This window comes from Acinetobacter sp. 24-47-62 (genome assembly GCF_056779765.1).
The window spans coordinates 117,934-132,425 of the sequence record NZ_JBWYIN010000010.1 but is presented as its reverse complement, the minus strand read 5'-3'; the positions used below and the strand labels follow the sequence as shown (position 1 = coordinate 132,425).

Genomic DNA, 14,492 nt, shown 5'->3' with positions numbered 1-14,492 from the left:
ATACATGATGAAACGTCTTTGGTTAGATATAGGCAATACGCGTTTAAAATATTGGATCACGGAAGGTGAGCAAATCTTGGAGCATGTGGCGGAGCTTCATCTACAATCTCCTGCGGACTTAATGTTGGGTCTCATCCAACACTTTAAATCTCAAAACCTATCAGAAGTCGGTATCTCATCTGTTCAAGACAAGAAAAATAACGATCGTATACTCAAAATTTTAAAACTGCTGGATATCCCAATTGTCGTCGCTAAAGTTCATCAAGAATATGCAGGACTCCAATGTGGATATACAGAACCGAATCAATTGGGTATCGATCGTTGGCTACAAGTTCTAGCGGTCGTCACCGATCCTCAAGAGAAATATTGCGTGATCAGTTGTGGAACGGCCTTAACAATTGATTTAGCAAATGGATTTACACATTTAGGGGGATATATCGTACCTAATCTCTATCTACAACGAGACTCACTTATTCAAAATACCAAAGGGATCAAAATCCCTGATGCTGCATTTGATGAGTTAAGTCCTGGGCAAAATACAATGGATGCTGTTCATCATGGTATTTTATTGGGATTGGTCAGTATGATCGAAAAAGTTTTAACAACATCTCCAAGAAAATTAATCCTTACAGGTGGAGATGCAGCACTTTTTGCTCAATATTTACAATCTTATGACCCGAAAATTGAAACCGATTTATTATTAAAAGGCTTACAACGCTATCTTGCTGTCACGCAACAAAAAACATAACTTGGTCATCAGGTCTGCTGAACTGAGTGTCTCTTAAAACAAAAAATTATTCACTCAGTGTCAGTACACACATCCAAAATATAAAAAAACAGGCTGAACAACATGAATAACAGGACGTTAAACGTTTGGAATATCGCGAAGGAACTGCCCTTTGGGAAAATACTTTTCAATCAAGTGATCCAACTCAAAGCACCTTATTTCAAGTCTATTCGCACGAAAATTATTGAATTGAGACCAGATTTTTGTCAGGTCCAGATGTCTAAAGAAAAAAGGGTTTTAAATCACCTCGATACTGTACATGCGATCGCATTGTGTAATTTGGCAGAGCTTACTGGTGGCCTAATGACAGAAGTTACTCTTCCACCAAGTCATCGATGGATACCCGACGGTATGCAAGTCAAATATATTAAAAAAGCTACGACCAATTTAATAGCAGTTGCTTATCCTCTGACGCCAATTCAAGCGGGGCAATCCATACCAAATAGATTTGTAGCGTGTGTCGAAGTCCATGATCAAAACCAAGCGCTTGTCTTTAGAGCAGAAATCACTATGTGGGTGACATCACGTTAAACACGTCAGTGAGAGCTTATAGCTTCTGAATTAATCTCGAATAATCTCAGCCCAGACCTCAGGCAATGCCGTACAACCTTCTGAATCAATAAAATGGCCTTGATGTTCAGCAGCAACGACATGTGCATCAATACTTTCAGCTTGCTGGAAACTAAATTTAGGCAGAACGCGCTCATCACCTTCAGAATAAATGACCACGCGATCATGAACTTGGTCACGAATGAGTTCAAAATCTATATCAGCAGCATCAATAAATGGATTGACTTGCTCAAGCCGCCCTAAACGTCCATTGAAACCAGCAACTAGAATTATTTTTTTGATTTTTTGGTTTAAAAGTACGTGGCTTAAGTAATGTAAAGTTGCAATACACCCGAGACTGTGAGCAACAAAAATTGTTTGATCATCAATTTGAGCTATTTGCTCTTTCATTTGTTGTTCCCACGTTCCTAATTGTGGCGTCTCAGAAGGATCTAATCTCAATACTTTTAATGGAATACCATACTGATCAGCTTGTTGTTGTATCCATGGAAACCAATTTTCTTCAGGGCTTGCCGTATATCCATGCACAACATAAACCTGTGTCATTTTCTTGCACTCTTGACTGTATTCTCAACACCATGAATTGATTATTTTTTAAACTAAATAGTAAGTTTGCAAAATTATGTAGCATGAAAAAAGGCGCCACAGCGCCTTTTTAAATTTTGGGAATTATTTTGGATCTTTTCCACCAAATAACGGACCAACGCCACCGCCGCCACCAAATTTCTTTTGCATACCGCTTAATGATTTCATCATTTTCGCCATACCCGATGGATTCGCAAATTTTTTCATCATTTTTGCCATTTGGGCATGTTGTTTGATCAGTTTATTGACTTCAGCAACATCCATACCACAACCTGCTGCGATACGTTTTTTACGGCTTGGATTCATCAAGTCAGGATTGCGACGCTCTTTGATGGTCATCGATTGAATAATCGCTTCCATTTTCTTCACTTGCTTTTCAGGATTTGCTTGAGCAATCGCATCCTGAATTCCTGAGTTACTCATGCCAGGCAACTTGTCTAAGAAGCCCATCATACCGCCCATTTTATTCATTTGTTCAAACTGCATCAGCATATCTTCAAAGTTGAAGCTGCCGCCTTTTTGCAGTTTTTTCGCCATTTTTTCAGCTTTTTCTTTGTCGACTTTACGTTCCAGCTCTTCGACCAAAGAAAGAACATCACCCATACCTAAGATACGTTGTGCTACACGCTCAGGATGGAATGGTTCAAGGGCATCGAGTTTCTCCCCCATCCCCAAGAATTTAATAGGCTTACCAGTAATTGCACGAACAGAAAGTGCCGCACCACCACGCGCATCACCATCAGTTTTTGTAAGAATCACACCGGTTAAAGGCAATGCATCATTGAATGCTTTTGCTGTATTTGCAGCATCCTGACCGGTCATTGCATCTACAACGAACAGTGTTTCTGTAGGATTAATCGCTGCATGCAATTCTTTAATTTCGCCCATCATATCGTCATCGATATGTAAACGACCTGCAGTATCGACAATCAATACATCCGCAAATTGAATTTTGGCTTGTTCAATTGCTCGGTTTGCAATCGTAATTGGCTTTTCATCAGCACTTGATTCAAAGAAAATCGCGCCGACTTCACCTGCTACAGTCTGGAGCTGCTTAATCGCCGCAGGACGATAGACGTCGGCAGAAACCATTGCGACTTTTTTCTTTTGACGCTCTTGTAAAAAACGAGCTAATTTTGCAGCAGTCGTCGTTTTACCTGCACCTTGTAAACCAGCCAATAAAACAACAACGGGAGGCTTTGCAGCAAGATCAAGACTTTCATTTGCCTCACCCATCATTTTGGTGAGTTCATCATGAACAATTTTGACGAATGCTTGGCCTGGAGATAACTGTGACATCACCTCTTGACCTAATGCCTCTTCCTTAACTTTCGCGATAAATTCACGAGTTACAGGAAGTGCAACATCGGCTTCAAGAAGTGCCATACGCACTTCGCGTAACGTATCTTTAATATTGTCTTCGGTCAGTTGCCCAGAGCCAGTAACATTTCTTAAACTCTGCGTGAGTCGTTCTGTTAAGGTATCAAACATTGCAAAATCCGCTTAAAATGGTTGTTGCAAAAAAATCTTTCTTAAAATAGAAAATTTATGCATAAGATGCTATAGGATACTGTAGTTCGTTTGGAATTTATATCTTATTAGATGAATATTCAGCATCCATAAAAAGGTTTGACATGATTAGCCTCCCTTTGGTTTACACAATTTTAGCATTGATCGCCTATACCACTGCCTTTTGGTATTTGTTTACCCATTTAATGACTAAACGTGTCCCTAATCATTGGTTTATCAGTCTCGTAGCTGGATTAGGCTTGATCTTGCATGCTGTCGTCTTATTGGTAGATATGAAAACGCCTTTCGGCATTAACTATAACGTTTTTAATCTCCTTTCATTTACTTCAGCACTCATGCTGTTATTGAGCCTGCTTTATAGCACTTATCGACCTGTACTTGCGCTAAATCTGATTGGAATACCAGTAGCTGCATTGGGTTTAATTTTAGGCTATTCCCTGAGCCAGCCTATACTTACACTTAAACAGAACACGTTTGGACTTGATGTCCATATTATTTTGTCACTCTCAGCTTATGCAGTGCTATTAATGGCAACAATTCACGCAGTTTTGTTGTGGTTACAAGATCGTGAGTTAAAAAACAAACAGAAACATCGTGTTTGGGTAAATCTATTACCCTCCTATCAAGCAATGGAATCTTTGTTATTCGATATGCTTGTTACAGGTTTCATTTTATTAAGTACTGCACTTATCTTCGGCTTTTTTACGATTGATGATTTTTTTGCACAGCATTTGGCACATAAAACAGCGTTTAGTATTGTCTCTTGGTTTGTTTACGGTGCACTTTTATTTGGACATTATCGTTTTGGTTGGCGCGGTCAAAAAGCGAGACGCTTTACCATTATTGGTTTTATTTTACTTGCAATAGGCTTTATTGGATCAAAATTTGTATTAGAAATGATTCTAGGAAAATAATAATTGTGTGATTTAAATCACAATAAATAATAATTAAATAAATATCACATCATATTAAATTTTATATATTTTAAATACATTTAAAATATAGGTAAATAAATTTTAAGTATAAATAAAATTTTCATATAAAAATATTGATAAAAATCAATTACTTAAAATAAGAAAATACATTAAACCTTTTTGATGATTTAATAAATAATAGTTAATATTATTTGAATTATTTAATTAATTAATATTAATAATCTGTTCATCGCTTAATAGCCCCCATTAATCCCCTATAAGTTGTTATTATTTAGGTTAGTAACTAATGTTACAGTTAGTAAATGGATATTTTTGATGATTATTTTGGGGTATGTATGAAATTGCAAAAAGGTTTTACCTTAATCGAATTAATGATCGTCATCATTATTGTTGCAATCTTGGCCGCAATTGCAGTACCAAGTTATCAAAACTACGTCACCAAAGCCAAAATCAAAGAAGCTCAATCAAATTTAATCGCACTTTCATTAGGTGCTGAAAATGCATATCAAAGAACACTAAACTACCCTAAAGAAACCTTGTCAAATACCAATGCAGTAAAAACTAAATTTACAACTTGGAATCCGAGTTCTGATTCATTTAATTTTACGTACACTTCATCAGATGGTGTGAATTATGCGGTTCAGGCAATAGGAACTGAAGCAAGAGTTTTAGGTTGTACATTAACACTCAAAAATGATGGAACTCGTACCGTGTCCGGTTGTGGTTCATATACTGACTGGGTGAAATAATATGCAAAATACTGGTTATAGAAAACAACTTGGTTTCACGCTGATCGAACTAATGATTACGATCGTTGTACTGGCTATTTTGTTATTTGTAGGTACTTCTTTAACCAGAGCTTGGGTAGATCAAAGTCATGTTGATGGAGCGCTAGCAGGTATTAAAAATGCGACTTATCAAGCCCGTTCTGCAGCAATTCGAAACACGAATAATCAAGAGTCTTCACTTGCAGCAGCATCTGTTTGTATAGATAAAACCCATCAAGAAATTAGAGTCATTCGTGTTGCTAAGGACAATACTGATGCGTGTTCAACAAGTGACGGCAACTCGCCTGACCAAAACTATATCCTTCAAAAAATCCCCTATGCATCGAATGTATTTTTCAAAGTAAACAATACAGAGTTTTATTGTCTATCTTTTAACTCGAATGGGATGTTGGTTGCTGCAAGTTCAGCATCAGCAACGTGCAATTCAAATTTAAATTTAACCGTTACAGTTGAGAAGAATAATGAATCAGCAAACATTCAAATCAACTAATCAACGTGGTTTCACATTGTTGGAGTCTCTTGTTGGTTTACTTATATTCTCGATTATTGTTTTTGGTAGCGGTTTAGCAATCAGCAAAATGTTGAACACGCAACGATATATGAACATTGACAATATAGTGATAAACGAACTGCAAAATCGCTTACAAACCATCACTATATCAACTGACTCAACTGATGTTTGTGCTTCATTCAATAACCAATCTACCGAAAGTAAATCGTTCACATTAAATGGTAATACCTACTACATTTATTGCAATTTGAATTCTGAAAATATTAGTGAAACGAGCGGTGTCGCAGGTACAAAAATTACATGGCCTGTGTTAGCTGCGAGTACAAATCAATCTAATGCCAAGACCTGCGCTGAAGACAGTATGGAAGGCTTAGATTGTTATCGAGTCGGGAGATAAATCATGAGTCAAAAAGGATTTACGCTCGTTGAGTTGATGGTTGGATTAGTCATTGCAATGTTATGCATGCTAATGATGCTCATGCTTTTTAAACAGACGACTCAAATTGGTATTAGTTCTTCTCGTGATTCGGAATACGATGCTCAAATACGAACAGCATTATCAGTTGCACAGAAGCTCGTTCAAAATGCAGGCTATGGTTCAGGAAAAACATCAGATATTGCTGTAGGAGTGGACACTCAAAATTTACCTGCTGTTTTCTGGCGAATGAATCCAGATCCTGTAACAAGCTTAATGTCTGCAAATACAACGATTAATTACAACTGTGAAGCATTAACTCAAGAAAAAGAAGGTGATACATATCGCTTAATCTTTCTTAAAAAGAATAACTGTGGGTCTGAAGCAGTATTAAATATAGAAACTTTTAGCCAACCTGATGAAAAACAGCATATTGTTTCCTTTAAGACCTTAGAAACAGGCACCGTTTTTAACTTTGTATTAACACCGGGAAATTGTACACCTTTTGGAATTGATAAAAACAACTCCAAAGGTACGCGCCAACTGACGATTACTGCTAATCGTCAATACGCAGATGAAATGCAAAATTCAAATATTGGTCAAACAGTGAGTAATACCGTTTGTCTTAATAACATTGTTAACCTTTAAGAGCGAGATTAAAGATGAATAGTTTAAGAAAGCAGCAAGGCATGGCCACTATTCTTTTGGTCTTGCTCATCGGGCTTACAGTGATGATCATAACATCGACTGTTGCAAAATCACTCATCTCCAACAAAGAAGCAAATGTAGCTGCGCATGCACAAACCAACGTACAACTCATGGGATGGTCAGGTGTTAGCGCCTTTCGTGAATATTTATTAAAAAAATATAAGGATACCGATATCAATGACTTTCGCCAAAGCTTATTAAATACAGGTGAAATTCAGCTTTTAAATGATGATACCAACCAACGTTATGTCACGGTTGAAGTAAAAGATGTAAAAGGTTGCAATGGTTTAACCAATAACCCAGATGGTTCTACTGGAACCAAATGTATTGTAATCGCAAATATTCTGTCGAAAAGTGGGTCAGCTCAATCAGCTACTACGATACAAGCAATCTATGATCTTGCAGCAGACCTGATTAAGTACAAGAGTGTTATTAATTTCACTGGTCAAACATTTATGTCTGGCACTACCATTTCCGGCGAAGATCCAACTAAACCAGATGAGTATGTCGAACTGAATGTCGATGGTGGCAGCCTGTCCTTACAAGCTGGTTTCAAAATCAAAAATATTAAAAACTTAACTATTAACGTTAAGAAAGACAAAGATGGTAAAGGTGGAAATGTCTATATAGATTGTTTAATTGATGCCTGTGGTACAAGAAATGGGGCTGTAATTAACATCAATGCTGAGGGCTATGTTCACATTATTAACGGCGGAAATTTTGGCAATATTTCTTCTGGTGAGTGGGTTAAACTGTTAACCAATGTCAAAGCAGAAAATATTAAAGCAATTGGTAATGTCACACTTTCTCTTGGTTCTAAAGCTCAAAATATTTCCACTGACGGAAATATTAGTCTTACAGAAGGTGGCTATGCTGCAAACTTACATACCAATAAAGATGTAACACTACGCACGAATGTTGAAGTGTCTTCTATCACCACACACCAAGGGAATGTCAATCTTTCCGTTTCTAGTAAAGTCAACGGAAATGTCATGGCAGGTGGCAACGTAACAATGATCGGAACTAGTGTTGTTACGGGTGATATTACATCAGGCGGTAAAGTTAATATTTCTAGTAGTGACGTTAAGGGCAGTGTAAGAGCCAAAGAATTTATTGACCTTGATACCTTCTCCAAAATTGAACAATCGGCCTATGCTCACAATCAGTCGAAACAAGGGATTGGCGTGTACAAGGCTGGAGTCCGCTTAAGTACAAGTTGGATTGGTGGAAATGTGTATTCTAACGGTCCATTACGCTTATTAGATGGTCTTATTATTGAAGACGTAAAAGGTGATGTCTATCTTGCCAACTTTAGTACTTCAAACCAGAATGGTGTAGTTGAAGGATTTAAGAATGCAATTAGTGGAAAAATTTATGAAAAACTCACAAGCATCCCTCAGCTCAGTACTTTTCCAGATATTCCTAAATACGACGTTTCTGAAACCATAGCCAGTATTCAAGAAGCAATTCAAAATATGACGTTTGAAACCAGAGTCGATGTTCGTCAATATCGAAACGATGCAAACTATATTTTCGTACGTGAATATGGCGCTGCTCGCGTATATTTAAATCATCTTCGCAATGAGAGCTCTAAAATCACTTACATGTATGAGTATGACGCTACTAATAATATTCACAAACAGTTTGCTGTAGATGCTTCAGGAAATAAAACTCAAATCATGAAAATTGACCCTGATAACTCAAACTCAGGCTCACGAGGTTTCTATTTAGGGAAATACACCTTGAATAGCAAAGATTATGTCGGTGCTATTTGTGAAACTATTCATGAAGAACAGGTCATGACCAATAGTTTAGGGCTACGTACTGAGCATAAGAGCGGTTATTGTACGAGTCAAATTATTGGATATCTTCCACGGGTCAGCTTAGACTTCAATGGTCTTAATGGTAAAGATCGTTATATATTTGGCTGGCCTAAAGATTATGACTATACATTACCAGACACTTGGTATATTCGTTCAATGGATACATCTACATTCGATAACGCAAGTTTTGCTCCAGGTATTCTGTATTTCGAAGGTAAATTAATTATTTCTGGTAAAGCGAATCTTGCGGCGGATAGTACTGATTCTGTATTCACCAATACTTTCCTTGCTGAAGGTGATATTGATGCGATTGCGATGTCTCCTCGCATTTATTCGCCTCGTAATATTACGCGAAATCCAAATGCAACAGATGCCTTAATTTGTTCACGTAACTTAGGCACTACGTCTAATACTAAGTTTAGTGTTAGTCCACCTGCAACAACACCTGCAACTTTATCGAACAAATTCTTGACGCCAGTGAATTTGTGCCAAGATGCGAATACGATGTATAAAAATACCAATAGATTACCTAACGGTACGCTTGATACAGTGACTATTGATAATAAAGAAATAACAAAGTTAGAACTTGGTTTAGTTGCCTTGATGTCTAATCAAGTTGTGCGTATTGGTGCATGTGCACAAATTTATGGTGACGTATTAGCAAGAAGTAATGTTGAAGGTAGTGCAGCATGTGGTATCGGTGAAAAAAATGGAATCTTTGGTAATATCAGCTCTCAAGGTGTCCCACCGTATACTAGTGTTCAACAACACAATACAATGGGTGCTGGTACAAATATTTATATTCCCAAAAATGAATATAAAAATTTAAATAAAGTTGATGATGTGAATGCCAATGATTTCATCGCCATTAAAAATGCAGACCTACAATGGGCTAAATATCAATAATTGGAAGCGAAAAGCCCAAACATAAGTTTGGGCTTTTTTTTGTGTGAAATTTCTGACTAGACAAGCTATACAAAACACCGTATAACACCGTTTTTCCCATATTCAGGTGACCAAGTGAAACTCGTTTTAGCACCCATGGAAGGTTTAACTGATCCCATCATGCGTGATGTTCTCACACATGTCGGCAGCTTCGACTGGTGTGTAACTGAGTTTATCCGTGTCACTGATTCTGTCCTTCCAGATCACATCTATCATTCTTACTGTCCCGAATTATTGAACGATGGCAAAACAGCAGCAGGAACACCCGTTCATGTTCAATTTTTAGGGAATAATCCAACCATGTTGGCTGCAAATGCCGTTCGAGCGGTGGAGTTAGGTGCACCTGCAATTGATATGAATTTTGGCTGTCCAGCTAAAACAGTAAACAGGCATCGAGGTGGTTCTGTATTATTGGATGAACCTGAAACAGTGTATCAACTGGTTAAAGCTGTACGTGATGCAGTGCCTGCTGAAATACCAGTTTCAGCAAAAATGCGTTTAGGTTATATGGATCGTAATTTCACCCTAGAAAATGCACATGCGATAGAAGATGCTGGTGCCGCTTGGGTTACCGTTCATGCACGAACAAAAGCAGATGGCTACACCCCACCCGCCTTTTGGGATCAACTTCAACCCATTCGTCATGCGCTTAGCATTAATGTGATAGCCAATGGTGAAATCTGGAATAACCAAGATGCGCGCCAGTGTTTACTAGAGTCAGGTTGTGAAGATCTAATGATTGGTCGTGCAGCAGTGACAACACCCGATGTCACACAATGCATCCGACAAAATAAAGACGAAGCGATATTACAATGGAGCGATTTAATTACACTCCAAATTCGCTTCTTAAATGGTTCTTATAAAAAAGAAATGAATATGGTCGGACGTTATAAGCAATGGCTAGGTATGATGTCTAAACATTATCCTGAAGCAAAACTGTTATGGGATGAGGTGAAACGTCTGAAACAAGTAGATGAAATCATTGCTAAGCTCAATCATTTTCAAAACATTATGCAAACTGTCTAATTTCTAAATTCTAGAATGAATAACTCCGAACTTCACCTTGAAAATTCAGACAGTCTTGAACGCGAGTGCGTTGAACTTCAGACAGTTGCTCTGGACTAAACCATGCATATTCCGTATGTTCCTCAGAGAGTTGAATTTGGGCGTTATTTTCAATCATGCATCTAAAGATAAAGGTATGTGAGTTTACATGTGCGTGATAGTAGACCCCTGATAAATATTGGATGCTTACATCACAACCTATTTCTTCTTTACATTCTCTGAGCAAAGCTTGATGTATGGTTTCACCTTGATCTAAACCACCACCTGGCAACCCCCAACTGTAATTGGCATAGTTTGCTTTCAGTAATAAGACTTGTCCCTCTGGGTTGGTGATCACCGCATGAGAACTCAAACGATAAAAATCATAAAATCCCATGACACGTCTCCAGAACTTAACTCATTCATGAAAGATAACACTGTTTAAGCCCATCTAAATGCTCAAGATAAGCTAAACCACAAGCCTTAATTTTGATTTATCCTTCAAAATGATAGCCTTTCCCGTTGCTAAGTCTACAGGCATAGAAATATGTTGGTGTACCATCACCCATTGTTCATTGGTTTTTTGTAGACATAATGTTGTACGACACCAAGGCATTTGCAACTGACCTTTTAAGGCTTTATGTTCCACTTTAGAGTGACAATGTAATACAACCAAATGATCACTCGCATGCACTTTTATATCACGGCGAGTGATTTGCATTCCATCGAAGAAATAGGGACTAAATTTTTGCCATTCTTTTCGATAAGCTTCAGCTCCCTCAAGTTGGGTGCTGACATCAAACATACTTACATTTTGCGCACATTGTTCGATTAACGCATCAACATTATTACCTACTAATGCTGAATCCCATTCTTTTAATTGCGCTAATACTTCATGAGCAGCAACAACATTACCCTCAATCTGAATAGACATGATGTGACCTTATTGTTATTAGTGTGATGAAGTTAACACTTTTAAAGAAAAACTGTAATGTTATTTTGTGCCAAGCAAAGAAATTTTTATTCTAATTTGTATCTAAAATTCAATTTAAATTGATAAAAAACAACCATTATTTATTAAAACTTATCATTATGATCAAATTAAAACCAACGACGAGTTATTATCACATAAAAAAATTGGCCCCAGTTTCACTGAAGCCATTATAAGAGCTTATGCTTTCTTTACATATTCGGACTTAAGTTTCATTGCGCCAAAACCATCTACTTTACAATCAATATCATGACCATCCGTTGCATCTGGCAACAAACGAATACTTTTTGCTTTAGTACCGACTTTGATTACGGATGATGAACCTTTAATTTTTAAATCTTTGATAACCGTTACGGTATCGCCATCTGCAAGAAGATTGCCATTTGCATCTTTGATCTGAACCACTTCTTCGAGTGTCTCTCCTTCTTTCCATTCATGTGAACATTCTGGGCAGATCAAGAGGTCCCCATCTTCATAAGTATATTCAGAGGAACATTTTGGGCAATTTGGCAAAGACATAAAAAATCCAAAAAATAAAAAATTTTGCTCAATATACCACTTTCATCTAGCGAATAGAAAAAAACCTTAAATTTTATAAGGTTTAAATAAAAAAAACCTAAGTTCAATCACTTAGGTTCTTTTATTGGCTCTAGCCTTGTTTAGCTTTGAAACTCATCTTCTATATCTTCATCATCATATACATATGCCATACATCCCCATCCATCGTACTCACCGTCATAGTCATTGGCTATTTTGGTAAACCACTCTTCTAAATCCACAATATCTGAGTATTCTGGCTCCATATACACATAAATCGTGATAATCCATTCTGCGGATTCAGACTCTTCATCAATAAATAAACTGATCTTTTGTTCTTCCTGAAGCAAGAACAAGGCACATTTTTCAGCTTTGTCTTTAGAGCTAAAAGCAATTGAGTACTCAATCTCATGCGGCTCGCTTAAATCATCTCCATCCTGGAACATTTGCCACAGTACATCGCCATTATCATCATTTGGAAATTGTTCTAAATCACGGCTCATACGTTCATCCTTATTGTGGTTATTGCGTATACAATATCCTAGAGTAGCCTATATTTATTTCATTTTGGAGAAGAATTCATTAGAAATTGTTCTTAACTTTATATGATCGTAATTGTTAAATTTTAGTTAGGCACTCACAATACGTATTTTGCTTGAAGCGTTTCATTCAAAATGGAACTTCACTCACAATTTTAATTTCAATACCACTCAACGGTTGTTGAAACTCTAAATAACTCGCATGCAAAGCCATACGCCCTAAATCACTGAGTTTAGGGTTTGGATGATAGAGTTTATCACCTGTGATCGGATGACCTATGGCTTGCATATGTACGCGTAATTGATGTGAACGCCCCGTAATTGGCGTCAACAAGACACGACTAACATCTAAATGCGCATCATAAGCGACCAATTCAAACAGTGTTAAGGCTGATTTTCCAAGTTCAAAATGAACGATTTGTCTCGGTCTGTTTTCCCAGTCCGTAATTAAAGGCAAGTCTACTTGTCCCTGTTGTGCAATTTTACCTTGCACCAGTGCCACATAATTTTTTTTCACGGTGCGCGCTTGGAACATTTTGCTCACAGCCACTTCAGCATCGCGATGTTTTGCAAACATCAAAATTCCAGAGGTTGCCATATCTAAACGATGGGTAATTTTTGCATTTGGATATTGAGCTATCACTCTTAAATACGCACTGTCATGATGCTCAGGCAAGCGTCCTGGCACAGACAATAATCCTGCTGGTTTATCAATGACCACCAAATCATCATCTTCATAGACGATGTTAAGCGGACCTTGAGGTGGCATATATACAAAATTATCGTCTAAAGGCATGTGAACAGAGCATTTCTTTGGGATGCGGAAAAATAGCAACTGATCAACTCAGTGTCAATTTATAAGATGAGCGATTTGAGAATTGAGAATTGAGAATTGAGAATTGAGAATTGAGAATTGAGAATTGAGAATTGAGAATTGAGAATTGAGAATTGAGAATTGAGAATTATAATTTTTTTTAAGAGAATTTTGAGGGTGTCAGGGAAAACATGTTGTTTACTTCAACTATTATAACTTTGTAAGTTATAACCCTATTGCCTATAAACTTCTGGTTTATAGCGTCCTAAGCCGAATCAAGACCTTTTGGGTAAGTACTACACGCACGCCGTACGCAACTGGTAGCAATCTACTCTTTTCGATCCCGTCACACCCTTGAGATATATAATAGCGAGACTGCGTCGGGATTAATTTCCTAAGATTAACGAATTTTAGCATCGAATAAAAAAATATTTCATATCACCTTATAAATATAATATTTTTTCCCAAATAGGTTCATTGATACACTTTTTTTAGCGATTTTTAGCTAAATATTGCAATTAAAATTCAAGTTGACCTTCCATTTTAGAGACTGGCTTGAATCCAAGATGCAATGCTCCACCACAACATCATGGCAAACATGCCACACATAAGATTAGCTATTACTTTTTGTAGTTCAGATAATTCAGATTTATAAATTTTGAGGTTAATTGTATAAGCAATTGCACCGAGTGAACCACCCACAGCACCACCAATAATCAGTAGTAACAACGGCCAGCCTGCCATCATGTGGACTTTAAAAGGAAGTTTTGCGCGGGATTTTCTTGTACTGTATTCACAGGGTGATCCTATAAGTTTATTTCAGTCTTCAATGAGCTTAAGTGCTATAAATCTAAAGCAAGCTTTAGACCAATGCTGAGCTAAAATAGTTGTAAAATTGATCGTGGTTTTTAAATATTTAAACAATCTCACTTAAAAATCAAAGATATAGTTTATTCAGAAGTCTGTAAAT

17 protein-coding genes are annotated in these 14,492 nt (G+C 37.2%); 9 read left to right on the top strand and 8 right to left on the bottom strand.

The genetic code is table 11. The annotated features are described in order from the left end of the window. Positions 1-7: 7 nt before the first annotated feature. Positions 8-748: a type III pantothenate kinase gene (locus AC1M87_RS09550; RefSeq protein WP_481593576.1), complete on the top strand. Its 741-nt coding sequence runs from the start codon at positions 8-10 to the stop codon at positions 746-748. Positions 749-850: 102 nt separating this feature from the next. After that, on the top strand, positions 851-1,318 hold the full coding sequence (locus tag AC1M87_RS09545; protein WP_481593571.1) for a hotdog fold domain-containing protein: 468 nt from the start codon (positions 851-853) through the stop codon (positions 1,316-1,318). Positions 1,319-1,348: 30 nt separating this feature from the next. Here the strand turns inward: AC1M87_RS09545 and AC1M87_RS09540 are convergent, their stop codons facing one another. Next, on the bottom strand, positions 1,349-1,903 hold the full coding sequence (locus AC1M87_RS09540) for an RBBP9/YdeN family alpha/beta hydrolase (RefSeq protein WP_481593570.1): 555 nt from the start codon (positions 1,901-1,903) through the stop codon (positions 1,349-1,351). Between the two features lie 123 nt (positions 1,904-2,026). Next, entirely contained in the window at positions 2,027-3,433 is a 1,407-nt protein-coding gene (gene ffh / locus AC1M87_RS09535; RefSeq protein WP_035269264.1) for a signal recognition particle protein, read from the bottom strand. 143 nt (positions 3,434-3,576) lie between these two features. Between ffh and AC1M87_RS09530 the strand changes: the two genes are divergently transcribed. The 7 genes from AC1M87_RS09530 to AC1M87_RS09500 all read left to right on the top strand — a co-directional run bounded on the left by AC1M87_RS09530 (position 3,577) and on the right by AC1M87_RS09500 (position 10,623). Next, entirely contained in the window at positions 3,577-4,386 is an 810-nt protein-coding gene (locus tag AC1M87_RS09530; protein WP_481593569.1) for a cytochrome C assembly family protein, read from the top strand. A 356-nt stretch (positions 4,387-4,742) separates the two neighbouring features. Then, positions 4,743-5,156 (top strand): type IV pilin protein, encoded by a 414-nt coding sequence (locus AC1M87_RS09525; protein WP_481587214.1) that lies wholly within the window; start codon positions 4,743-4,745, stop codon positions 5,154-5,156. 1 nt (position 5,157) lies between these two features. Then, on the top strand, positions 5,158-5,685 hold the full coding sequence (locus tag AC1M87_RS09520; protein WP_092767479.1) for a pilus assembly FimT family protein: 528 nt from the start codon (positions 5,158-5,160) through the stop codon (positions 5,683-5,685). Beyond that, positions 5,657-6,103, top strand: coding sequence for a PulJ/GspJ family protein (locus AC1M87_RS09515; RefSeq protein ID WP_092767481.1), 447 nt, complete (start codon positions 5,657-5,659; stop codon positions 6,101-6,103). Before AC1M87_RS09520 ends, AC1M87_RS09515 begins: the two co-directional genes overlap by 29 nt. Positions 6,104-6,106: 3 nt before the next feature. Continuing rightward, positions 6,107-6,769, top strand: coding sequence for a PilW family protein (locus AC1M87_RS09510; protein WP_092767483.1), 663 nt, complete (start codon positions 6,107-6,109; stop codon positions 6,767-6,769). Positions 6,770-6,810: 41 nt separating this feature from the next. Then, entirely contained in the window at positions 6,811-9,558 is a 2,748-nt protein-coding gene (locus tag AC1M87_RS09505; RefSeq protein ID WP_481593568.1) for a hypothetical protein, read from the top strand. A 114-nt stretch (positions 9,559-9,672) separates the two neighbouring features. After that, on the top strand, positions 9,673-10,623 hold the full coding sequence (locus tag AC1M87_RS09500; RefSeq protein WP_035269844.1) for a tRNA dihydrouridine synthase: 951 nt from the start codon (positions 9,673-9,675) through the stop codon (positions 10,621-10,623). 10 nt (positions 10,624-10,633) lie between these two features. On the opposite strand, the gene AC1M87_RS09495 is transcribed toward AC1M87_RS09500, so the two are convergent. The 6 genes from AC1M87_RS09495 to AC1M87_RS09470 all read right to left on the bottom strand — a co-directional run bounded on the left by AC1M87_RS09495 (position 10,634) and on the right by AC1M87_RS09470 (position 14,269). Next, a complete protein-coding gene (locus tag AC1M87_RS09495; protein ID WP_035269847.1) occupies positions 10,634-11,038 on the bottom strand; it encodes an NUDIX hydrolase in 405 nt (134 codons plus the stop codon). A gap of 72 nt (positions 11,039-11,110) precedes the next feature. Then, positions 11,111-11,575 carry a YybH family protein gene (locus AC1M87_RS09490; RefSeq protein WP_035269850.1) on the bottom strand — a complete coding sequence of 155 codons (465 nt, stop codon included), beginning with the start codon at positions 11,573-11,575 and terminating at the stop codon, positions 11,111-11,113. Between the two features lie 237 nt (positions 11,576-11,812). Beyond that, a complete protein-coding gene (locus tag AC1M87_RS09485; RefSeq protein ID WP_035269853.1) occupies positions 11,813-12,151 on the bottom strand; it encodes a zinc ribbon domain-containing protein YjdM in 339 nt (112 codons plus the stop codon). Positions 12,152-12,291: 140 nt separating this feature from the next. Then, entirely contained in the window at positions 12,292-12,672 is a 381-nt protein-coding gene (locus AC1M87_RS09480; RefSeq protein WP_035269856.1) for a ribonuclease E inhibitor RraB, read from the bottom strand. Between the two features lie 166 nt (positions 12,673-12,838). Next, entirely contained in the window at positions 12,839-13,504 is a 666-nt protein-coding gene (locus AC1M87_RS09475) for an RluA family pseudouridine synthase (protein WP_180028302.1), read from the bottom strand. A 561-nt stretch (positions 13,505-14,065) separates the two neighbouring features. Next, entirely contained in the window at positions 14,066-14,269 is a 204-nt protein-coding gene (locus AC1M87_RS09470; RefSeq protein WP_481593567.1) for a hypothetical protein, read from the bottom strand. Positions 14,270-14,492 lie beyond the last annotated feature (223 nt).